The sequence below is a fragment of the Microbacterium sp. CFBP9034 genome (assembly GCF_034045255.1).
Classification (GTDB): domain Bacteria; phylum Actinomycetota; class Actinomycetes; order Actinomycetales; family Microbacteriaceae; genus Microbacterium.
On record NZ_JAXCWC010000001.1, the window covers coordinates 2096293 to 2116865 of the forward strand.

The 20573-nt window shown below is 69.1% G+C and carries 20 protein-coding genes and 4 tRNA genes; 14 read left to right on the forward strand and 10 right to left on the reverse strand.

The annotated features are described in order from the left end of the window. Nucleotides 1–41: 41 nt before the first annotated feature. The 4 genes from SOM19_RS09600 to SOM19_RS09615 form a co-directional block, all read right to left on the reverse strand. Nucleotides 42–2186: a 3-hydroxyacyl-CoA dehydrogenase NAD-binding domain-containing protein gene (locus SOM19_RS09600; RefSeq protein ID WP_320486293.1), complete on the reverse strand. Its 2145-nt coding sequence runs from the start codon at nt 2184–2186 to the stop codon at nt 42–44. A gap of 9 nt (nt 2187–2195) precedes the next feature. Beyond that, the gene (locus SOM19_RS09605) at nt 2196–3398 is read right to left on the reverse strand and encodes a thiolase family protein (protein ID WP_320486294.1); all 1203 of its coding nucleotides are present in this window, start codon (nt 3396–3398) and stop codon (nt 2196–2198) included. 73 nt (nt 3399–3471) lie between these two features. After that, nucleotides 3472–4671: a ribonuclease D gene (locus tag SOM19_RS09610; RefSeq protein WP_320486295.1), complete on the reverse strand. Its 1200-nt coding sequence runs from the start codon at nt 4669–4671 to the stop codon at nt 3472–3474. After that, nucleotides 4664–5254: a DUF3000 domain-containing protein gene (locus SOM19_RS09615; RefSeq protein WP_320486296.1), complete on the reverse strand. Its 591-nt coding sequence runs from the start codon at nt 5252–5254 to the stop codon at nt 4664–4666. Before SOM19_RS09615 ends, SOM19_RS09610 begins: the two co-directional genes overlap by 8 nt. A gap of 25 nt (nt 5255–5279) precedes the next feature. Here SOM19_RS09615 and SOM19_RS09620 point away from each other — a divergent pair, with 25 nt between their 5' ends. After that, nucleotides 5280–6500: an alpha/beta hydrolase gene (locus SOM19_RS09620; RefSeq protein ID WP_320486297.1), complete on the forward strand. Its 1221-nt coding sequence runs from the start codon at nt 5280–5282 to the stop codon at nt 6498–6500. 15 nt (nt 6501–6515) lie between these two features. Here the strand turns inward: SOM19_RS09620 and SOM19_RS09625 are convergent, their stop codons facing one another. Both SOM19_RS09625 and SOM19_RS09630 read right to left on the reverse strand, forming a co-directional pair. Next, nucleotides 6516–6956: a SufE family protein gene (locus tag SOM19_RS09625; protein ID WP_320486298.1), complete on the reverse strand. Its 441-nt coding sequence runs from the start codon at nt 6954–6956 to the stop codon at nt 6516–6518. Between the two features lie 30 nt (nt 6957–6986). Then, nucleotides 6987–7889, reverse strand: coding sequence for a sulfurtransferase (locus SOM19_RS09630; protein WP_320486299.1), 903 nt, complete (start codon nt 7887–7889; stop codon nt 6987–6989). A gap of 120 nt (nt 7890–8009) precedes the next feature. Here SOM19_RS09630 and zapE point away from each other — a divergent pair, with 120 nt between their 5' ends. The 3 genes from zapE to SOM19_RS09645 all read left to right on the forward strand — a co-directional run bounded on the left by zapE (nt 8010) and on the right by SOM19_RS09645 (nt 11102). Then, entirely contained in the window at nt 8010–9038 is a 1029-nt protein-coding gene (gene zapE / locus SOM19_RS09635) for a cell division protein ZapE (protein WP_320486300.1), read from the forward strand. 160 nt (nt 9039–9198) lie between these two features. Next, nucleotides 9199–10467, forward strand: a complete 1269-nt coding sequence (locus SOM19_RS09640) for an ammonium transporter (protein WP_320486301.1) — start codon at nt 9199–9201, stop codon at nt 10465–10467. A gap of 77 nt (nt 10468–10544) precedes the next feature. Beyond that, entirely contained in the window at nt 10545–11102 is a 558-nt protein-coding gene (locus SOM19_RS09645) for a type II toxin-antitoxin system PemK/MazF family toxin (protein WP_320486302.1), read from the forward strand. Between the two features lie 34 nt (nt 11103–11136). On the opposite strand, the gene SOM19_RS09650 is transcribed toward SOM19_RS09645, so the two are convergent. Further along, nucleotides 11137–11212, reverse strand: a tRNA-Val gene (locus tag SOM19_RS09650). A 154-nt stretch (nt 11213–11366) separates the two neighbouring features. Between SOM19_RS09650 and SOM19_RS09655 the strand changes: the two genes are divergently transcribed. The 3 genes from SOM19_RS09655 to SOM19_RS09665 all read left to right on the forward strand — a co-directional run bounded on the left by SOM19_RS09655 (nt 11367) and on the right by SOM19_RS09665 (nt 11669). After that, nucleotides 11367–11439 (forward strand) — tRNA-Gly (locus SOM19_RS09655). A gap of 56 nt (nt 11440–11495) precedes the next feature. Next, nucleotides 11496–11569, forward strand: a tRNA-Cys gene (locus tag SOM19_RS09660). Nucleotides 11570–11594: 25 nt separating this feature from the next. Beyond that, nucleotides 11595–11669 (forward strand) — tRNA-Val (locus tag SOM19_RS09665). Between the two features lie 40 nt (nt 11670–11709). On the opposite strand, the gene SOM19_RS09670 is transcribed toward SOM19_RS09665, so the two are convergent. Further along, nucleotides 11710–11922, reverse strand: coding sequence for a KTSC domain-containing protein (locus SOM19_RS09670; RefSeq protein ID WP_320486303.1), 213 nt, complete (start codon nt 11920–11922; stop codon nt 11710–11712). 217 nt (nt 11923–12139) lie between these two features. Between SOM19_RS09670 and thrS the strand changes: the two genes are divergently transcribed. Beyond that, complete coding sequence (thrS, locus tag SOM19_RS09675; RefSeq protein ID WP_320486304.1) at nt 12140–14134, forward strand: threonine--tRNA ligase; 1995 nt, start codon at nt 12140–12142, stop codon at nt 14132–14134. Nucleotides 14135–14196: 62 nt separating this feature from the next. Next, the gene (locus tag SOM19_RS09680) at nt 14197–14721 is read left to right on the forward strand and encodes an HIT family protein (protein ID WP_320486706.1); all 525 of its coding nucleotides are present in this window, start codon (nt 14197–14199) and stop codon (nt 14719–14721) included. 43 nt (nt 14722–14764) lie between these two features. Here the strand turns inward: SOM19_RS09680 and pdxY are convergent, their stop codons facing one another. Further along, on the reverse strand, nt 14765–15616 hold the full coding sequence (gene pdxY / locus SOM19_RS09685) for a pyridoxal kinase PdxY (RefSeq protein WP_320486305.1): 852 nt from the start codon (nt 15614–15616) through the stop codon (nt 14765–14767). Nucleotides 15617–15623: 7 nt separating this feature from the next. Continuing rightward, nucleotides 15624–16967, reverse strand: coding sequence for an aminotransferase class I/II-fold pyridoxal phosphate-dependent enzyme (locus SOM19_RS09690; RefSeq protein ID WP_320486306.1), 1344 nt, complete (start codon nt 16965–16967; stop codon nt 15624–15626). 124 nt (nt 16968–17091) lie between these two features. Here SOM19_RS09690 and pdxS point away from each other — a divergent pair, with 124 nt between their 5' ends. The 5 genes from pdxS to SOM19_RS09715 all read left to right on the forward strand — a co-directional run bounded on the left by pdxS (nt 17092) and on the right by SOM19_RS09715 (nt 20535). Then, nucleotides 17092–17982: a pyridoxal 5'-phosphate synthase lyase subunit PdxS gene (gene pdxS, locus SOM19_RS09695; RefSeq protein ID WP_320486307.1), complete on the forward strand. Its 891-nt coding sequence runs from the start codon at nt 17092–17094 to the stop codon at nt 17980–17982. Nucleotides 17983–17994: 12 nt separating this feature from the next. Continuing rightward, complete coding sequence (pdxT, locus tag SOM19_RS09700) at nt 17995–18591, forward strand: pyridoxal 5'-phosphate synthase glutaminase subunit PdxT (protein ID WP_320486308.1); 597 nt, start codon at nt 17995–17997, stop codon at nt 18589–18591. A gap of 32 nt (nt 18592–18623) precedes the next feature. Next, entirely contained in the window at nt 18624–19145 is a 522-nt protein-coding gene (locus SOM19_RS09705; protein WP_320486309.1) for a hypothetical protein, read from the forward strand. A 4-nt stretch (nt 19146–19149) separates the two neighbouring features. Next, nucleotides 19150–19683, forward strand: coding sequence for a DUF1697 domain-containing protein (locus SOM19_RS09710; RefSeq protein WP_320486310.1), 534 nt, complete (start codon nt 19150–19152; stop codon nt 19681–19683). A 93-nt stretch (nt 19684–19776) separates the two neighbouring features. Then, the gene (locus SOM19_RS09715; protein WP_320486311.1) at nt 19777–20535 is read left to right on the forward strand and encodes a YebC/PmpR family DNA-binding transcriptional regulator; all 759 of its coding nucleotides are present in this window, start codon (nt 19777–19779) and stop codon (nt 20533–20535) included. The last annotated feature ends 38 nt before the right edge of the window (nt 20536–20573 follow it).

The following is a 20573-nucleotide window of genomic DNA, read 5'->3' on the forward strand; positions in this document are numbered from 1 at the left end:
CGTTCCCGAGAGAACGGCGGCCCTTCGTCTGCGGGCGGGCGTCAGCCGCCGATGCCCTTGATGATCGGGTGATGGAAGGTGTCGCCGAACACTCGCTCGGAGGCTCCTTCGCGGTCGAGATAGGGCGAGGCTCCGCCGTCGATGAAGGGCCAGCCGGCACCGAGGATGAGGCACAGGTCGATGTCCTCGACCTCGGGCACCACGCCCTCGTCGAGCATGATCCGGATCTCCTTCGCGAGACCGTCCTGAACGCGCTGCAGGATCTCGGCCTCGCTCGAGGGCGTCGATCCGACGGTGCCCTTGAGCACCTTCTCCGCGGCCTTGGTCCACCCGGTCACGCGACCGCTCTTGTCCTTCTCCACGACCTCGGCGAGGTCGGCGAGCCGGTGGAAGTTCTCCGAGGCGTAGAAGCGGTCGGGGAAGGCCTTCACCATGGTGTCCTGCACGTGCGCGGCGACCTTCCAGCCGACCAGGTCGATGAGCTGGAACGGCGTCATCGGCAGCCCGATCGGCGCGAACGCCTTCTCGACGGTCAGCAGGGGAGTGCCTTCGTAGATCGCACGCGCGGCCTCGCCCATGACCTTGGCCAGGAGACGGTTCACCACGAATCCCGGCGCGTCCGCGGTCAGCACCGCGTTCTTGCCCAGGGTCTTGGCCACCACGAACGCCGTCGACAGTGCGGCATCCGAGGTGTGCGGCGTCTTCACGATCTCGATCAGCGGCATGACCGCCACCGGGTTGAAGAAGTGGAAGCCGACGAGACGCTCGGGGTGGGCGAGCTTCGCACCGATCTCCTCGACCGAGAGCGACGAGGTGTTCGTCGCCAGGATGGCGTCCTCGGAGATGTACTGCTCGATCTCGCCGAACACCGTCTGCTTGACGCCCACCTCCTCGAACACCGCCTCGATGACGAAGTCGCAGTCGGCGTACAGGCTCTTGTCGGTCGTACCGGTGACCAGTGCCCTCAGCCTGTTGGCGCTGTCGCCGTCGAGACGGCCCTTCGCCTCGAGCTTGCCGATCTCCTCGTGGATGTAGGCGACGCCCTTGTCGACGCGTGCCTGGTCGAGGTCGGTGATCAGCACGGGCACCTGCAGCTTGCGGACGAAGAGCAGCGCGAACTGGCTCGCCATGAGGCCGGCGCCGATGATGCCGACTTTGGTGACCTTCTTCGCCAGCGCCTTGTCGGGCGCGCCGACCGGCCGCTTGGCACGCTTCTGCACCAGATCGAACGCGTACATGGATGCCGCGAACTGGTCGCCCGTGACGAGCTCGGCGAGGGCGTCGTCCTCACGCGCGAACCCTTCGGCGCGCGTGCCGCCCTTCGCCTTGTCGAGCAGCTCGAGCGCGGCGTACGGGGACTTCGGAACGGTGCCGATCTTCGACTCGAGCATGCCGCGCGCCATCTTGACGGCGATGGGCCACTTGGTGAGTCGCTCGATCTTGCCGGGCTCGTTCTTGCGGACGACCTTGATCGTCCCGCCGAGCACGCCATCGGCCCACTTCAGCGAGTCCTCGAGGTAGTTCGCGGCCGGGAAGATGGCGTCGACCACCCCGTAATCGAACGCCTGCTGGGGCTTGAGCATCCGGTTCTGCTTGAGCGGGTTCGAGATGACGACCTCGAGCGCGTTCTCGATGCCGATGAGGTTCGGCAGCAGGTAGGCGCCGCCCCAGCCGGGGATGATGCCGAGGAAGACCTCGGGCAGCGCGATCGCGGCGGCGGAGGCATCCACCGTCCGATAGCTCGAGTTCAGCGCGATCTCGAGTCCGCCGCCGAGCGCCAGCCCGTTCACGAATGCGAACGAGGGCACGCCGAGGTCGGAGAGCTTGCCGAAGACGTGGTGCCCGAGCTGGGCGATCAGCCGGGCGTTGTCCTTCGACCCGACCTTGGAGATGTCGGACAGATCGGCCCCGGCGGCCAGGATGTACTGCTTGCCGGTCACCGCGACCGCATCGATCTCGCCGGCCGCGGCTCGGGCCTTGAGGGCGTCGAGCGTGGCCCCGAGCTGCGTGAGCGTGGTCGGCCCGAGGGTGTTGGGACGCGTGTGGTCCCGCCCGTTGTCGAGGGTGATGAGCGCGATCACCTTGCCGGAGGGAAGACGGATGTCGCGCGCCCGCGACTGGGTGACGACCTCCCCCTCGGCCAGGGCGTTCAGGGGCGAGAAGTCGATCTCTTCGTAGTTCGTCATCGAGTGGTCCTACTTCTTCTTGCCGTTGTAGTGCGGGTTCTCCCAGATGACCGAGCCGCCCTGCCCGAGACCCACGCACATCGCGGTGAGGCCGTAGCGGACATCGGGGCGCTCGGCGAACTGCGCCGCGAGCTGGATCATCAGGCGAACGCCCGAGGCGGCCAGCGGGTGTCCGAGCGCGATCGCGCCGCCCCACTGGTTGACCCGCGGGTCGTCGTCGGCGATGCCGAAGTGGTCGAGCAGCGAGATGACCTGGATCGCGAAGGCCTCGTTGAGCTCGAAGAGCCCGATGTCGGCGATCGTGAGGCCGGCCTTCTTGAGCGCCTTCTCGGTCGACGGGATGGGGCCGATGCCCATGATCTCGGGCTGCACGCCCGCGAAGGCGAACGAGACGAGCCGCATCTTCGGGGTCAGGCCGAGCTCCTTGACCGCCCCGCCACCGGCGAGCAGCGACATCGTCGCACCGTCGGTGAGCGGCGACGACGTTCCCGCCGAGACGCGTCCGTGCGGGCGGAACGGCGTATTGAGAGCGGCGAGATCCTCCATCGTGGTCTGCGGCCGGCGGCCCTCGTCCTCGGTCGCCAGACCCCACGAGCCCTCGGCGTCCTTGATCGCGACGGGCACCAGATCGGGCTGGAACCTTCCCGCCTCGTACGCCGCCTGCGCCTTGTGCTGGCTCAGCATGCCGTAGCGGTCGGAGCGCTCCTTGGTGAGGTGTGGGAATCGGTCGAAGATGCGCTCGGCGGTGACGCCCATGTTGAGTGCGCCCGGATCCACCATCCGCTCTGCCACGAAGCGCGGGTTGGGATCGGCATTGCCGCCGATCGGGTGGTGTCCCATGTGCTCCACGCCACCGGCGAGGGCGACGTCGTACATGCCCATGCCGATCGATCCGGCCATCGTCGTCACGCTCGTCATCGCGCCGGCGCACATGCGGTCGATCGCGAAGCCGGGCACGGTCTGCGGCAGGCCGGCGAGGATCGCGACGCTGCGGCCGAGGGTGAGGCCCTGGTCGCCCGTCTGCGACGTGGCCGCGATGGCGACATCGTCGATGCGGTCCTTGGGAACGCCGGGGTTCCGCTCCATCAGGCCGATCGTCGCCTTGACGGCGAGATCGTCCGATCGGGTGTTCCAGTACATGCCTTTTTCGCCAGCGCGCCCGAACGGCGTGCGCATGCCGTCGACGAAGAAGACGTCCGAAATCTCGGCCACTCTGCCTCCAATAATAGGGATGCCGCCAGCCTAGGTATCGGCCGTGAGGGGCGGGAAAACGGGTGGGGGAATCCTACGAATCGGTTTCCGGGGCCGCCGTCGGTTCTTGCACGGATCCCACAAAGGCTTCGACGATCAACTGTGCAGTCTGCGCAATCTGCCAGTGGCGGGCCCCCAGGGCGAGGAGCGCGTCGCCCACGGCATCGGCGGTCAGCGGCTCGGGCGGCTGCCAGGCGACCCGGCGGAGCAGCTCGGGCGTCAACAGGTTCTCGGTGGGCATGTGAAGCTCTTCTGCGCGCTGCTCGACAACCGGCCGCACGGCCTTGAGCCGGGCGTCCGCCTCGGGGTTGCGGTCGCTCCAGGCTCGCGGCGGCGGAAGGGTGTCTCCGCCGGTCGCCCTCTCGAGCGGAAGGTCGGTCGACGCCCGGCCCTCCTCGAAGGCGGCCCACCAGCGATCGAGCTGGGACCGGCTGGCCCGCCCGGTGAAGTCCTTCACCGCCGCGAGATCCTGCTTGGTCTGGGGATCGGCCAGCAGCGCGGCGACGAGAGAGCGGTCGGGGACCAGGCGACCGGGTGCGACGTCCTCGTCCCGGGCGTACTCCTCCCGCGAGGTCCACAGCGCGCGCGCGACAGCGAGGGCCTTGCGTCCGCGCACCGTGTGCAGTCCGCTCAGGCGGCGCCACGGCTCGTCCCGCGGCGGCTTCGGCTCGCGCTCGAGCACCGCCTGGAACTCCTCGGCGGCGAACCCCGTCTTCTCCTGCTCCACGAGCTCGGCAACCAGGACGTCGCGCACGTCGACGAGGTGCTCGACATCCAATGCCGCGTACTCGAGCCACGACTGGGGGAGCGGACGCGTGGACCAGTCGGAGGCCGAGTGGGCCTTGGCGAGCGTGATGCCCAGCGTGTCCTCCACCACCGCGCCGAGGCCGACACGCTCGTGCCCGAGCAGCCGTGCTGCGAGCTCGGTGTCGAACATCGACGCCGGTTCGAGGCCCAGTTCGCGCAGCGACGGCAGATCCTGGCTCGCCGCGTGCAGCACCCACTCGGTGTCGCCGATGGCATCCTGCAGCGATCGGAAGTCGCCGATCGGAGGCGGATCGAAGAGGAACACCCCCGCGCCCCGGCGGAAGACCTGGATGAGGTAGGCGCGCTGCGAATAGCGGAAGCCCGAGGCGCGCTCGACGTCGACAGCGACGGGGCCGTGCCCCTCCGCCAGCCGTCGAGAAGCCTCGATCAGTCCATCGAGCCGATCGATGACGACGTATTCAGCCACGCGTCGCCCTGCGAGAACCCAGCATTGCAATCCCTTCCGAGCCCGGGGGAAGCCCCGCGAGCATGCACACAAGCTCTGCCCATGCTTCCACGTGCGGACCGATCGCGCCTTCCGGCGACCACGAAGCCCGCAGCTCGATCTGCGCGCCGTCGCCCTCGGACGCCAGCGACCCAAAGCCCTTCGACAGTGTCTTGGTCGCGGTTCCGGATGCCGAGTGGAAAGGGGCGTTGCGTGATCGGAGCGCGTCGGTCAGCCACGCCCAGGCCACATCGGCAAGAAGCGGGTCGACCCCGATGTCGGGCTCGAGCGGCGCCTGGGCGAAGCACACGATCCGCCACGGCCCGTTCCACTGGGTCGGCTCGTCGGGGTCGTGGAGGAGGATGAAGCGTCCTGTGCCGTAGGGGGAGTCGACGCCTTCGTCCTCCGGACGCACGTCGCCTGCGAGCGCCAGCGCATTCGTCGCGAGACCGGCGGGGGCGGTGATCTCGCGCACCGACAGATCGCCGCGGAATTCGACCGCCCGCACCTCATCGGCCGCGTGCGCGAAGGGCGACGCAGCCGCCGGGGGACGATGCTCAGCCACGCGGACAGACTAGAGTGAGGCCTCGATGGTCGCCTCCAGGCGCGCCGCGTTGCGCGGCGCATCCCCCGCTCTCCTCGTCGGAGTGAGGGCCGCGCTCACTGTTGTCAGCGTGGCTCTCGCCGGCGTGCTCTCCGCGACGGCGGTGGCGTCCATTCACATGGCGCGCCGCATCGTCACTCCCGCTGTGCGGGTGCCCGACACCCGCATCCTCGCCCTGGACACCGCGGCGCAGACGATCACGCTGTCGCGCACCCCCGACACGCAGCTTCCCGGTCGCTACGGACTGTTCACGAGCGGGTCGTCGACCTACGTCAAGCTCGGCTCGGTGCTGTCCGAGGACGAGACCAGCGTGAAGCGCAAGCTCCTCACGCACGTGGCAGGCGACGCCCATCTCTCACCCGATGCCGCGTTCAGCGGGTGGTATTTCGACCGCCCCGAGCAGCTCCATCTGCCGTTCACCCCCGAGCTCATCGGCAGCGCGGTCGGCCCCTGCCCGGCCTGGCTCTTCCCCGCGGGGGAGGGCGACGTGTGGGTCATCCAGATCCACGGCCGCGGCACGAACCGCGCCGAGTGCCTGCGCGCGGTGCCGGTCTTCCATGCCCTCGGCATCACGTCCCTCGTCGTCTCGTACCGCAATGACGGCGAGGCTCCGCGCAGCCGGGCGGGAACCTACTCGCTCGGTGCGACGGAGTGGCGCGACGTCGACGCCGCCGTGGGTTTCGCCCGTCGCCGGGGCGCGCGCCGGATCACCATGATGGGGTGGTCGATGGGCGGCGCGATCGCACTCCAGGTCTCGCTCAACTCCGCGCACGGCGATTCCCTCGCCGGCCTCATCCTGGAGTCGCCGGTCATCGACTGGCGGCTCGTCCTGGAGTATCAGGCGCGGGTCCTGCACGTGCCGCCCACGGTCAGCGGCCTGGCGATCGGCGCACTTCAGAGCGAATGGGCGACCCCCATCACACGCGCGGGCAGCGCCATCCCGTTCGATCGACTCGATGTCGTCGCGCGGGCGGCGGAGCTGCGGCATCCGATGCTCATCCTCCACAGCGACGACGACGGCTTCGTGCCCTCGGACGCCTCGCACGACCTCCTCATGGCGCGGCCCGACCTCGTCGAGCTGCGGGTGTTCGAGGTCGCGCGCCATACGAAGCTGTGGAACTACGACCAGGAGCGATGGAGCGACAGCATCCGCTCCTGGCTCACCGCCCGCGCCCTCCTGGGCGAAGCGGCCGGCAGTCCCGACTGACCCTGGGGAGCGGCCTCACACGCTGCGCTTGACCAGCACCTGCCGTTTGGCGCGCATGAGCATGCCGGTCATCCCCGAGATGCGCAGCGGCGAGACGACCCGCGTCAACCCGATGCTCTGCGGGAAGTCGGCTGGAATGGCGAGCACCTCGTCGGCCGTCAGCCCGGTGATGCCCTGCGCGAGGATGCTCGCGAAGCCTCTGGTGGTCGGCGCCTCCTGCGGCGCGGTCGCGTGCATCGCGACGATCCCGTGCGCATCCACGTCGACCACGATGAACACGGGGGACTGGCACTCCGCCACGCGCTCGTAGAGCTCGGGGTGGTTCTCGTATTCCGCCGGAACGGCCGGAAGCTCCTGCGAGAACTCCAGCAGCAGCTGCAGCCGATCGGACTCGGGCAGCTCGAGGAACTCGTCGCGGATCTCGGCGAGACTCTCGGGCAGGGCGGCTTCGGACATCCCCGCCATCATTTCACGGGATGCCGCGGCTCAGCGCGTCGGCGCCTGGCCCGGCTCGGCGCCCGTCGCGATCGGAACCCGCACCGCGCTGCCCCACTCGGTCCAGGAGCCGTCGTAGTTCCGCACGTCGTCGAAGCCCAGCAGATTCTTGAGCACGAACCAGGTGTGGCTCGACCGCTCGCCGATGCGGCAATACGCCACGATGGAGTCGCCGTCCTGCAGCCCGGCATCGCCGCGGTAGATGGCATCGAGCTCGGCCCGCGTCTTGAAGCCGCCGTCCGCGGCCACGGCCCGTGCCCACGGCACGCTCTGAGCGGTCGGGATGTGGCCCGCACGCAGCGCGCCCTCCTCGGGGTAGGCCGGCGCCGACGTGCGCGAACCGTCGTACTCCTCGGGAGAGCGCACGTCGATGAGGGGATTGCCGAGGTGGGCGAGCACATCCTCCTTGTACGCGCGCAGCAGCGAGTCGTCGCGCTCGACGACCGGGTAGTCGGAGGGGGCGCGGTTCGTCGGGTCCGTGATGATCGGACGACCCTCCGCGATCCACTTGTCACGGCCGCCGTCGAGCAGGCGCACGTCCTCGTGGCCGAACAGCGAGAACACCCAGAGGGCGTAGGCCGCCCACCAGTTGTTCTTGTCGCCGTAGATGACGACGGTGTCGTCGCGGCCGATGCCCTTGCGGCTGAGGAGCTCGGCGAAACCGGCGCCGTCGACGTAGTCGCGCACGACGGGGTCGTTCAGCTCGGTGTGCCAGTCGACCTTCACCGCGCCCGGGATATGCCCGACCTCGTAGAGCAGCACGTCCTCGTCCGACTCGACCACGACGAGTCCCGGCTCACCGAGTCGCTCCTGCAGCCAGTCGCCCGTGACGAGGCGGCCGGGCTCGGCGTACTCGGCGAACTTGGCGGACGACGTGTCGGTCTCGACGGTCATGGGTGCTCCTCGGGTCAGGGCGGAAAATTGTGGCGACTAGGGTGGGAACCGCCCTTTCCGACCCTAGATTCCCAGCCGGGCCGACCGCTCGCTTCCGTAAGACTCCGACACAGGATCCGCATGACCGCCTCCGTCTCCCGCCCCGGCATCGTCCACCTCGTGGAGCGCACTCCGCAGCTCGCGGGAGCCGAGATGGTCGCCGCCCTGGTCCCGCCCCCGCAGTTCGCCGACGCGACGTTCGACACCTATCGCGCCGACCCCGCGTACCCGTCGCAGCAGGAGGGCAAGGACCTCCTGCTGGCATTCTGCGGCGCCGGCGAGCCGGTCAAGGGCGGTTTCTTCCGCAAGGCCAAGCGTCCCGAGGTCAAGCCCGGCGTCTACCTCGACGGCGGGTTCGGCGTGGGCAAGACCCACCTGCTGGCGTCGGTCTACCACGCGATGCCCGCCCGCCGGAAGTACTTCGGCTCGTTCATCGAGTACACCGCCCTGGTCGGTGCGCTGGGCTACAAGAACACCGTCGAGCTCTTCCGCGGGTCGGACCTGCTGTGCATCGACGAGTTCGAGCTCGACGATCCGGGCGACACCATGGTGATGACCCGACTGCTCGCGGAGCTCGTCTCGACGGGCACCCGGCTGGCTGCGACATCCAACACTCCTCCCAACGCCCTGGGCGAGGGCCGGTTCGCCGCGCAGGACTTTCTGCGCGAGATCCATGCGATGTCGGCGAGCTTCCAGACCATCCGAATCGACGGCACCGACTACCGCCATCGGACGCTCGACGGACACGCCACCACACTCACGGACACCGAGTACGAGAACGCGATCGCGGATGCCGCGGCCTCCGGCCCCGCATCGGACGACGCGTTCCGCGACCTCATCGCCCACCTGGCGCGCGTGCACCCGTCGCGCTACATCCGTCTGATCGAGGGACTGTCGGTCATCGGCCTGCGCGACGTCGAGGTGTTCACCGACCAGTCGGCCGCACTGCGCTTCGTGGCCTTCATCGACCGCGTATACGACGCCGAGCTTCCGATCCGCGCGACCGGCGTCACGCTGGACCTCGTCTTCCCCGAGGAGATGCTCGCCGGGGGCTATCGAAAGAAGTATCTGCGGGCGATCTCGCGGCTCGTGGCGTCGACGCTGAGCTGATTCACGGCGCGTTTCGACCCCCGCGAAACACGATGTTTACGCACAGGGGCATCGCGTAACGCGCGAGAAACACAGGGTGAACCGCGGCGGAAACCGACCGTGGCGACACTGGGGGGACCCGACGCTATACCTGCGTCCCTGCAGAGAGGTTCCCCCTGAGATGGATCAAGGCAACACCGCATTCATCCTGATATGCGCCGCGCTCGTCCTGTTGATGACGCCCGGACTCGCGTTCTTCTACGGCGGACTCGTCAAGGCGAAGAGCGTCATCAGCATGATGATGCTCAGCTTCGGCGCCCTCGGTCTGATCGGCGTCCTGTGGGTCGTCTACGGCTACGCGATCGCGTTCCCCGGCTCTGAGGGCCTCGTCGCCCCCTGGTCGATCGACTGGTCCGCCATCGGCCTCACGAGCCTGATCGAGGTCCCCGAAGGCGCCGCGTACCCGCCGCTCGCCTTCGTCGCCTTCCAGGCCACCTTCGCGATCCTCACCGTCGCACTCGTCTCCGGCGCCATCGCCGACCGCGCGAAGTTCGGCTCCTGGCTGATCTTCGCCGCGATCTGGGCGACGATCGTCTACTTCCCGGTCGCCAGCTGGGTGTTCAACTTCGGCCTCGCCGAGGACGGCAGCTTCGCCTACGGCGGCTGGATCACCTACGGCATGCAGGAGTGGTTCGGCCTCGGCGCGATCGACTTCGCCGGTGGGACGGCCGTCCACATCAACGCCGGTGCCGCAGCGCTGGCCCTGGCCCTGGTCCTCGGCAAGCGCGTCGGATTCCAGAAGGGCGTCCACGTCCCGCACAACCCGCCGTTCGTGCTGCTCGGCGCCGGCCTCCTGTGGTTCGGCTGGTTCGGCTTCAACGCCGGCTCGGAGCTCGCCGCCGACGGCACCGCCGCGCTGGCCTTCGTCAACACGATCGCCGCCCCGGCTGCAGCACTCCTGGCCTGGCTCGTCGTGGAGAAGCTCAAGGACGGCAAGCCCACCTCGGTCGGCGCCGCCTCCGGTGCCGTGGCGGGTCTCGTCGCGATCACCCCGGCGTGCGCATCGCTGACGCCCGGCTGGGCCATCCTGCTCGGCTTCATCGCCGGTGCGGTCTGCGCCCTCGCGATCGAGCTGAAGTTCAAGTGGGGCTTCGACGACTCCCTCGACGTGGTGGGCATCCACCTCGTCGGCGGTCTGATCGGAACGCTGTTCCTGGGCTTCTTCGCGACCAACACCGGCCTGTTCACCGGTGGCGACGGCACGCAGCTGCTCGTCCAGGCGATCGCGGCGGTCTCCGTGCTCGTCTACTCGTTCGTCCTGGCCTTCATCATCGGCCTCGCGATCGAGAAGACGATCGGCTTCCGCGTCAAGAACGAGGACGAGGTCGCCGGAATCGACACCGTCGTCCACGGCGAAGAGGGTTACGTGCTCGAGAGCTCACGCGCCTGACTTATCGCATCACAGCCTGAGGGGGCGCCGCGGATCATCCGCGGCGCCCCTTCTGCCTGCGCCGCTAAGGTGTCGACGTGACCAACCGTGCGGGCCTCCTCGGCACCCTCCGGCGACTCTTCCGGCCCGCGGGCCGGACAGCGGCGCAGGGGAGCCCGGAAGCGGTCCCCCTCTCCGCCGGCCTGGAGCCCGGACGCGGCGGACCGAACGCGACCGTGGAGATCGTCCCGCCACCGCCCGACGGGCTGCAGCTCTCCTACGCGCCCGAGGTGGACGGCGATCCTGACGCGGGCGAGATCATCTGGACATGGGTCCCCTACGACGAGAACGACGGGCGAGGCAAGGACCGGCCGGTCCTCATCGTCGGACGTCAGGACGAGGAGTGGGTCTACGGCGTGCGGCTGACCAGCAAGTCGCACGACGGCGACCGCGACTTCTTCGCCATCGGGACGGGTCGCTGGGACGCGCAGGCCCGGCCGTCGTGGGTCGACGTCGAGCAGCTCTACCGTGTGCATCACTCGGGCATGCGGCGCGAGGCATCCGTTCTCGACCTGGATCGATTCGTGCGCGTCGCCGACGTGCTGCACCGCCGGTACGGCTGGGCCGTGACCGGACCACGCGACTCGCGGGCATGAAGAACCCCGGAGGACCAGGTCTTCCGGGGTGAGATGGTGGGCGATACCAGACTCGAACTGATGACCTCTTCCGTGTGAAGGAAGCGCGCTACCAACTGCGCCAATCGCCCTTGGCCCGTAGGGGCCGAGACTCGATACTACCCGACGAGCGCCGCGGTCTCGAACCACTCCGGACAGACACGCGCGGGCCGCGTCCGGTTTTGCGGGACGCGATTCGTGGGCTAAAGTCTTACGAGTGCCCGGGTGCGAATCCGGGAACGAAATGCGGATGTAGCGCAGTTGGTAGCGCACAACCTTGCCAAGGTTGGGGTCGCGAGTTCGAGTCTCGTCATCCGCTCGAGTGCAGGGACTTTCCTCCCGGGGAGAGTCACGGCACGTGGGGTCAAACCACACGGTGGCGTGGCCGAGCGGCTAGGCACCGGCCTGCAAAGCCGTTTACACGGGTTCGAATCCCGTCGCCACCTCCACTCAGCAACTCAAGAGCCCTGACGGGCGCGATTGGCGCAGCGGTAGCGCGCTTCCCTGACACGGAAGAGGTCACTGGTTCGATCCCAGTATCGCGCACCACCTGAAACCCCCGCTTCGGCGGGGGTTTTTCTTTTGCTGCTCACCTCTCGTGGCGCTCGGGATAGATGCCCCGGATGTGCTCGCCGAAGTAGCGGCCGATGCTCTCGGCTTCGAGAAGACCGCGATGCACCGACGGCGGCACGGCGTAGTACCGGTAGACCTCGCCCGAGGTGAACACGAGCTCGAGCACGGCCATGTCCGAGTCGTAGCCCACGGAGGAGACTGCGCGGGAGTCGACACGGACGCGCTTCACCGTGCCGACGCTACGCGGGAGGCGCGAATCCGTCGAGCCCCGCCCGGCCGCCGAGCGCGCGTCTGGATAGACTCGGACGCATGGAACTCGTCGGGTCGGTGATCGCGGCTCCGGCCGTGCGGCCCGGAACGCGAACGCTCGGCGCCTGAGCGGGCAGGACGGGTCGCTCGTCCGAAGCTGAGTAGCCTTGATCCGAGCCACTTCCAGGAGAGTTTCCGTGACTGACGCCGTGCCATATCCCGCTGACGGGTTCGCCCTCTTCCCCGACCGCTCCGTGGTCGCCCTCCGTGTCAACGGCGAGCTGAAAGACCTCGCGACGCGCGTGGAGGAGACGGATGCCGTCGAGCCCGTCACGATCGACAGCCCCGACGGCCTCGGCATCCTGCGCCATTCTGCGGCGCACGTGCTGGCGCAGGCGGTGCAGCGCATCAACCCGCAGGCCAACCTGGGCATCGGCCCGCCGATCACGGACGGCTTCTACTACGACTTCGGGGTCGAGCATCCGTTCACGCCCGAGGACGTCAAGGCGATCGACAAGGAGATGCAGCGCATCGTCCGCGAGGGCCAGCGGTTCGTCCGTCGGGTCGTCACCGACGAAGAGGCACGCGTCGAGCTCGTCGACGAGCCCTTCAAGCTCGAGCTGATCGGACTCAAGGGCGGCTCCAAAGAGGCGGCCGAGGGTGCGTCCGTCGAGGTCGGCGCCGGCGAGCTGACGATCTACGACAACGTCGATCGCGATGGCCAGACGGTCTGGAAGGACCTCTGCCGCGGACCGCACCTGCCCAGCACCCGCATGATCGGCAACGGCTGGGCACTGCAGCGGATCGCCGGCGCGTACTGGCGGGGCAGCGAGAAGAACCCGCAGCTGCAGCGCATCTACGGGACGGCGTGGCCGACCAAGGACGAGCTGCGCGCGTACCAGCAGCGTCTCGAGGAGGCGGCGAAGCGCGACCACCGCAAACTGGGCAAGGAGCTCGACCTCTTCTCGTTCCCCGACGAGATCGGCTCAGGCCTCTCGGTGTGGCACCCCCGCGGCGGCATCATCCGCCAGGAGATGGAGCAGCACGCGCTGCGCCGGCACCGCGCCGCCGGATACACCTACGTCTACACGCCTCACATCTCGAAGCAGGACCTGTTCCTGCAGTCGAACCACCTCGTGACGTACAAGGAGGGCATGTTCCCTCCGATCCACCTCGACGAGGAGCGCGACGAGCACGGCGAGATCACCAAGGCCGGCATCGACTACTACCTGAAGCCGATGAACTGTCCGATGCACATCCTCATCTTCAAGGAGCGTGCTCGGAGCTACCGCGACCTTCCCATGAGGCTGGCTGAGAACGGCACCGTCTACCGCAACGAGCTCTCCGGGGCACTGCACGGCCTGACCCGTGTGCGCGGCTTCACCCAGGATGACTCGCACCTGTTCGTCACCCCCGAGCAGCTGGAGGCCGAGACCACGAAGGTCCTCGACTTCGTCATCTCGATGCTCCGCGACTTCGGGCTGAGCGAGTTCGAGCTCGAACTCTCCATGCGCGACGACGAGAAGTCGAAGTGGATCGGCACCGACGAGTTCTGGGAGTACTCGACGAATGCCCTCCGCAACGTCGCCCTCGCCAGCGGACTCAAGCTCACCGAGGTTCCGGGCGAGGCCGCGTTCTACGGCCCCAAGATCGACCTCAAGACGAAGGATGCGATCGGCCGGATCTGGCAGCTCTCCACCGTGCAGGTCGACCCGAACCTGCCCGAGCGGTTCGAGCTCGAGTACACCGATCGCGACGGCCAGAAGAAGCGGCCGATCATGATCCATCGTGCGCTCTTCGGCTCGATCGAGCGGTTCTTCGCCATCCTGCTCGAGCACTACGCGGGCGCATTCCCGGTGTGGCTGGCTCCCGTCCAGGTCGTCGGCATCCCGGTCGCCGAGGAGTACGCGGACTATCTCTCCGAGGTCGTCGCGCAGCTCGCCGCCGACGGCGTGCGGGCCGAGCTCGACCACAGCGACGACCGCATGCAGAAGAAGATCCGCACGCACACCACCCAGAAGGTGCCGCTCATGCTGATCGCGGGGGAGCAGGACCGTGCCGGCGGCACGGTGTCGTTCCGCTTCCGCGACGGATCGCAGGAGAACGGCGTGCCGATCGCCGACGCGGTGCGCCGCATCCATGAGTCGATCGCCTCCCACGCCCTGGTGAACACGGCGGAGGACTTCGCGTGAGTGACGCGACGTCGGCGGGCGGTGCGGCGCACGCCGAGACTTCGCCCGCCGACGTCGCGGGACTGGAGGACGCCGCTGCCTTCGCCGGCGTGCCGGACGAGTTCCAGCGGCTGTGGACGCCGCACCGGATGGCGTACATCCAGGCGGGACCGGACCCGCTGCGCGCGGTGTGCCCCTTCTGCGCCGCGCCCGACAAGTCGGACGAGGACGGGCTGATCGTCGCGCGGGGCCGCACCGCCTATGTACTGCTGAACCTGTTCCCGTACAACTCCGGGCACCTGCTGGTCTGCCCGTACCGGCACATCGCGACGTACGACCAGGCGACCGAGGAGGAGGTCGCCGAGATCGGCGCCCTCACGCAGCAGGGCATGCGCGTGCTGCGGACGGTCTCGCGGTGCGACGGCTTCAACATCGGGATGAATCAGGGGGCCGTGGCGGGCGCAGGCGTCGACGAGCACCTGCACCAGCACATCGTTCCGCGGTGGGCGTCCGACGCGAACTTCTTCCCGATCATCGCCAAGACCAAGGCGCTGCCGCAGCTGCTCGGTGACGTGCGACGTGCCGTCGCCGACGCCTGGCCCACCTGACGACACACCGCCGCGGTCCGCGCGGGACGGGGCATCCGTCCTCTCACACGACGCGGGTGACCTCGAACTGCAGACGCGGATGGGCGTAGGCCTCCTGCGACTCGACGAGCTGAAGCTCGCGTTCGCCCGAGGCGTGGGTGCGCTCGAGCAGGTCGAACACGCTCGAGGTGGTGCGCGCGAGGGCATCGGCCGCATCGCCGGTGCGGCGGTAGTGCGCGGTGAACAGGGCGGCGGTCACGTCGCCCGAGCCGTTCGCCTTCATCGGGATCCGCGGCGTCCGCACGATCCAGGCGCCCTGATCGTCGACCGCGAGCATCTCGATGGTCTCCTCGGGCCGGTCCGGCCGCTCGACGCTCGTGACGAGCACCGTGCGCGGACCCGTCGCGCGGATCAGCTCGACCGAGGCCAGTGTCGACTCCAGGGTGTCGGGCTCGGTGCCGGTGAGGAATCCCAGCTCGAACTGGTTCGGCGTGATGATGTCGGCCGCCGGGACCACGCGATCGCGCAGCAGGATCGGGATCGCCGGAGCGACGAAGCAGCCGGACGCGGCATTGCCCATGACCGGATCGCACGAGTAGACGGCGTCCGGGTTGACGGCCTTGATGCGGGCGACCGCGTCGAGGATCACGTCGGCGATGCCCTCGCCTCCCTGGTAGCCCGACAGCACCACATCGATCCCGGGGAACGCCCCGCGCTCCTCGATCCCGAGGATCACGTCTCGCACGTCGTCGGGGCTGATGAGCGGACCGCGCCACGCTCCGTACCCGGTGTGGTTCGAGAAGTTCACGGTGTAGACCGGAAGCACCTCGACGCCGATGCGCTGGAGGGGGAACACGGCTGCGGAGTTGCCGACGTGCCCGTAGGCGACGGCCGACTGGATCGACAGGATCTTCACCGCTCGATCATCCCACCTCGGCGAACGGCGTCCGGTCCCGTACCGCCCGGACGGCGCCCCCGATGTCGGCCGCCAGCTGCTCGGCGTCGGCGTCGTCGAGCTGGTGGACCGTGAGGCGCAGGCGGTGCGGCGGGGTGCCGTCTGCGAGCGCGAAGTCGTCGCCGCTGCGGGCGAGCCACCCGCGCCGCATCAGCTGCTCGGACACCGGGCGCGCCGGGACCGGGAGCGGCACCCACAGGTTGAGGCCGTCGCCGACGGCGGTATCCACGCCGTGCGAGGTCAGGCGACGCGCGAAGGCTTCGTTGCGCTCCGCGTAGTGCGCGCCGGCGGTCTCGATCGCCGCGCCGACCTCGGGGTCGGTCACGAGTGCGTGCGTGAGCCGCTGCAGCAGGTGGCTCACCCACGTCGTGCCGGGGGTCAGCCGCATGGCGAGGCGCTCGGCGGTCTCGGGGTCGGAGGCCGTCACGGCCAGGCACATGTCGGGCCCGAGGAACTTCGACACGGACCTGATCAGGGCCCAGCGCCGGTGCTCGGCGCCGATGAGCGAGTGGAAGGGCCGGCGCGAGAGCATCGAGAAGTGGTCGTCCTCGATCACGAGGACGTAGGGGTGCTCGCTCAGCAGCGCGCGCAGCTCGCCCGCGCGGCGCTCTGACAGGCTGGCGCCGGTGGGGTTCTGCGCGCGGGGGGTGCAGATCACCGCCCGCACGCCCTGCTCGAGCGCGTCCCGCAGTCCGGCGACCGTCATGCCCTCGTCGTCGACGGGCACGGCGACGGGGCGGTAGCCGCCGAGACGCACCGTGTGGATGCTGGTGAGGAAGCAGGGGTCCTCGAGGGCGACGGCATCGTCGCGGGTGAGCGCCTGGGCGAGCAGACGCTCGACCGCATCGGCCGCGCCGCTCGTGATGGTGAGGCGAGCGGATTCCGCGGGCGCCAGGCCGTCGCTCATCCATGCACGCGCCCAACGCTCGAGATCGGGATCGATGACCGGCTCGCCGTAGAGCACCGGGCGCCCGGCCATGCCGGCCAGCGCGCGCGAGGGGTCGGGGATGAGATCGGGATCCGGGTTGCCCGTGCCCACGTCGCGCAGCACGCTGTCGGCCGCGAAGCCCTCCTGGGCGACGCGGGAGAGGTCGGCGACGTGCGTCCCGCCGCGGCCGCTGGTGACGATCACGCCGGCCTGCGCGAGCTGCCGGTAGGCGGCGACCACGGTGTTGCGATTGACGCCGAGGCTGTCCGCGAGCACGCGTACTGGGGGGAGCGCATCACCGGGGCGGAGTGCCCCTCGCTGCAGCAGCCCCCGCAGGCTGTCGGCGATCTCCGAGGCCGATCGCCCGCTGATCTCGAGGTTCATGGTCACCGTCTCTGCTCGCCTGATCACTGATCGCGGTCCATGCTATCTTTTGGCATAGGTCAATGGCTGGCATTGGCTCGATCCGCCCCGCGCAGCACGCGCGTTCCCCCGAAGGAAGCCCCCCGTGACCACAGTCGCCACCGGGTCCAGCCGCGTCAAGCGCGGTCTCGCCGAAATGCTGAAGGGCGGCGTCATCATGGACGTCGTCACCGTCGAGCAGGCCAAGATCGCCGAGGACGCCGGCGCCGTCGCCGTCATGGCGCTCGAACGCGTGCCCGCGGACATCCGCGCGCAGGGCGGCGTCTCGCGTATGAGCGACCCCGACATGATCGACGGCATCATCGAGGCCGTCTCCATCCCGGTCATGGCGAAGGCCCGCATCGGCCACTTCGTCGAAGCCCAGGTGCTGCAGGAGCTCGGCGTCGACTACATCGACGAGTCCGAGGTGCTCTCGCCGGCCGACTACGTCAACCACATCGACAAGTGGGGCTTCACGGTTCCCTTCGTCTGCGGCGCGACGAACCTCGGTGAGGCGCTCCGCCGCATCAACGAGGGTGCCGCGATGATCCGCTCGAAGGGCGAGGCCGGCACCGGCGACGTGTCCGAGGCCACCAAGCACATCCGCAAGATCAAGAGCGAGATCAACGTCCTGCGCTCGATGACCAAGGACGAGCTCTACGTCGCCGCGAAGGAGCTGCAGGCGCCGTACGACCTCGTGGCCGAGATCGCCGAGACCGGAGCGCTTCCCGTGGTGCTGTTCGTCGCCGGCGGTGTGGCCACGCCTGCCGACGCCGCGATGATGATGCAGCTCGGCGCCGACGGAGTGTTCGTCGGCTCGGGCATCTTCAAGTCGGGCAACCCGGCCGAGCGCGCCGCGGCGATCGTCAAGGCGACGACCTTCTTCGACGACGCCAAGGTCGTCGCGGAGGCCTCGCGGGGTCTCGGCGAGGCCATGGTGGGCATCAACGTCTCCGACCTTCCCGCCCCGCACCGCCTCGCCGAGCGCGGCTGGTAGTCCGACCGCCACGTGTCGAACCCCCGTCCCCACGTCGGCGTCCTCGCTCTGCAGGGCGACGTCCGTGAGCACGCCCGCGTGCTGACCGAGCTCGGCGCCGACGTGGCGCTCGTGCGGCGTCCGAGCGAGCTCGAGCAGGTAGACGGTCTCGTCATCCCGGGCGGCGAGTCCAGCGTGATCGACAAGCTGTCGCGCGCGTTCGGCATGCGCGGGCCGGTGCGCGACGCCGTCGCGGCGGGCCTGCCCGTGTACGGGACCTGCGCCGGGATGATCCTCCTCGCCGATCGCATCACCGACGGCATCGAGGGCCAGCAGACCTTCGGCGGCCTCGACGTGACGGTCCGACGGAACGCCTTCGGCAGCCAGGCGGATTCGTTCGAGGTCGATCTGGATGTCCCTGTGCTCGGCGACGAGCCCGTCCACGCCGTGTTCATCAGGGCCCCGCTCGTCGAATCCGCCGGCGACGGCGTGGAGCGGCTGGCGCAGCTCGACGACGGCCGGATCGTGGCCGTGCGGCAGGGCGCCCTGCTCGCCACCGCCTTCCACCCGGAGGTCACGGGTGAGCACCGATTCCACCGCCTGTTCCTCGACACCGTGCGTTCACGCTGACGGCCGGCGCGCGAGCGGTTAGATTCTCATCCATGACGATCAACGACTGGTGGAACGACCATCCCGAGGAGCGTTACTGGATGATCGCGCCGTCGAAGGGGATCGTGGGCGACGCCCTGTCCGCGCCCAAGTCGTCGGACGATCGCCGATTCGAATGGTCGCATGAGCTGGTCGGCTTCACCGAGCCCGGTGACACGCTCTTCGTCTGGGACCGCACGCTGCCGGTTCCGGGCATCGCCGCATGGGGCCGCGTCCTCGGTCCGCTCGGCGAGGAGACTCGGGCGCGCCGCGGCGACGACCTCCCGCACTGGCGCATGCCCGTGAGCGACACCCTGCGCCTCGCCAGCCCGATCACCCTGACAGGACTGCGCCGGGTCGGCGGCGAGATCGTCGCGGTGCGCGACCAGGTCGAGGCACTGACGGACGGCCCGGTGTACTTCCCGTTCATCGGCTCGCCCGACACGCTGGCGCCCGCGCCGGCGTACCTGACAAAGGTTCCGCGCAACCTGGTGGCGCTGCTCTCGTCGCGCTTCGGGTTCGAGTTCGCCCTCTGAGCCGATGACGGCCTGGGTGGCGCTCTTGCGCGGCGTGAACGTGGGCGGGATCACGATCCGCAGCGCCGACCTCGCCGAGCTCTTCACCGGTCTCGGCTTCGCCGCGGTGCGCACGGTGCTGGCGAGCGGCAATGTCGTCTTCGAAGCGGAAGCCGCGGCATCCGCTCGGGCGAAGCTCAAGGCGCGGATCGAGCAGGCACTGAGGGACCGGTTCGGCTACGACGCGTGGATCGTGCTGGTGACCGCCGACGAGCTCGCGGCCGCGGCGGACGCGTTCCCGTTCGACGAGACGGATGCCGCGCGACAGCCGTGGGTGGTCTTCTGCGTCGACTCCGCCACCCGTGACGAGCTCACGACGGCTGCAGAGGGGATGGATGCCGACGCCGACCCGGTCGCGGCCGGCCCTGGTGTCGTCTACTGGAGTCCGGTGAAGGGCACCACCGTCGATACTCCCTTCGGAAAGCTCCTCGGCAAGACGACGTACAAGCCCCGCACGACGAACCGCAATCTGCGCACGCTGCGCAAGATCCTCGGCTGAGCCGCCACCCGGTTCGGGCCGCGGCACACGTCCGGGTCAGGTTTAGAATGGTCAGCCGGCGGACGAAGCGCCGACGAGCTATTCAGGAGGACCATGTCCGGGCATTCCAAGTGGGCGACGACGAAGCATAAGAAGGCCGTCATCGACAGCCGCCGCGCCAAGTCGTTCGCCAAGCTCATCAAGAACATCGAAGTGGCCGCCAAGCTCGGCGGCGCCGACCTCTCGGGCAACCCCACTCTGTACGACGCCGTGCAGAAGGCGAAGAAGACCTCGGTCCCCAACGACAACATCGACCGCGCCATCAAGCGCGGCGCCGGGATCGGCGGCGAAGCCGTCGAGTACACCTCGATCGTGTACGAAGGCTACGGCCCGAACGGCGTGGCGCTCATGATCGAGTGCCTGACCGACAACAAGAACCGCGCGGCCGCCGAGGTGCGCACGGCCCTCAGCCGCAACGGAGGCACCCTGGCCGATCCCGGCAGCGTCGCCTACAACTTCTCGCGCAAGGGCGTCATCATCGTCTCCGGCGAGGGCACCACCGAGGACGACGTGATGCTTGCCGTGCTCGAGGCGGGCGCCGAGGAGATCGAGCCGCACCCGCAAGGGTTCGAGGTGGTGACCGAGGCGTCCGACCTCGTGACCGTCCGCACCGCGCTTCAGGACGCCGGCATCGACTACGAGTCGGCCGATGTGGAGTTCGTGCCCAACCTCAAGGTCGAGATCGACGTCGACACGGCGCGCAAGATCTTCCGCCTCATCGATTCGCTCGAGGACAGCGACGATGTGCAGAACGTCTTCAGCAACTTCGACCTCAGCGCCGACGTGCAGGCGCAGCTCGAAGAGGACGAGTAGCGCCGGGTCCGACGTGGCGCGCCTGGGTCGGGTCGCCG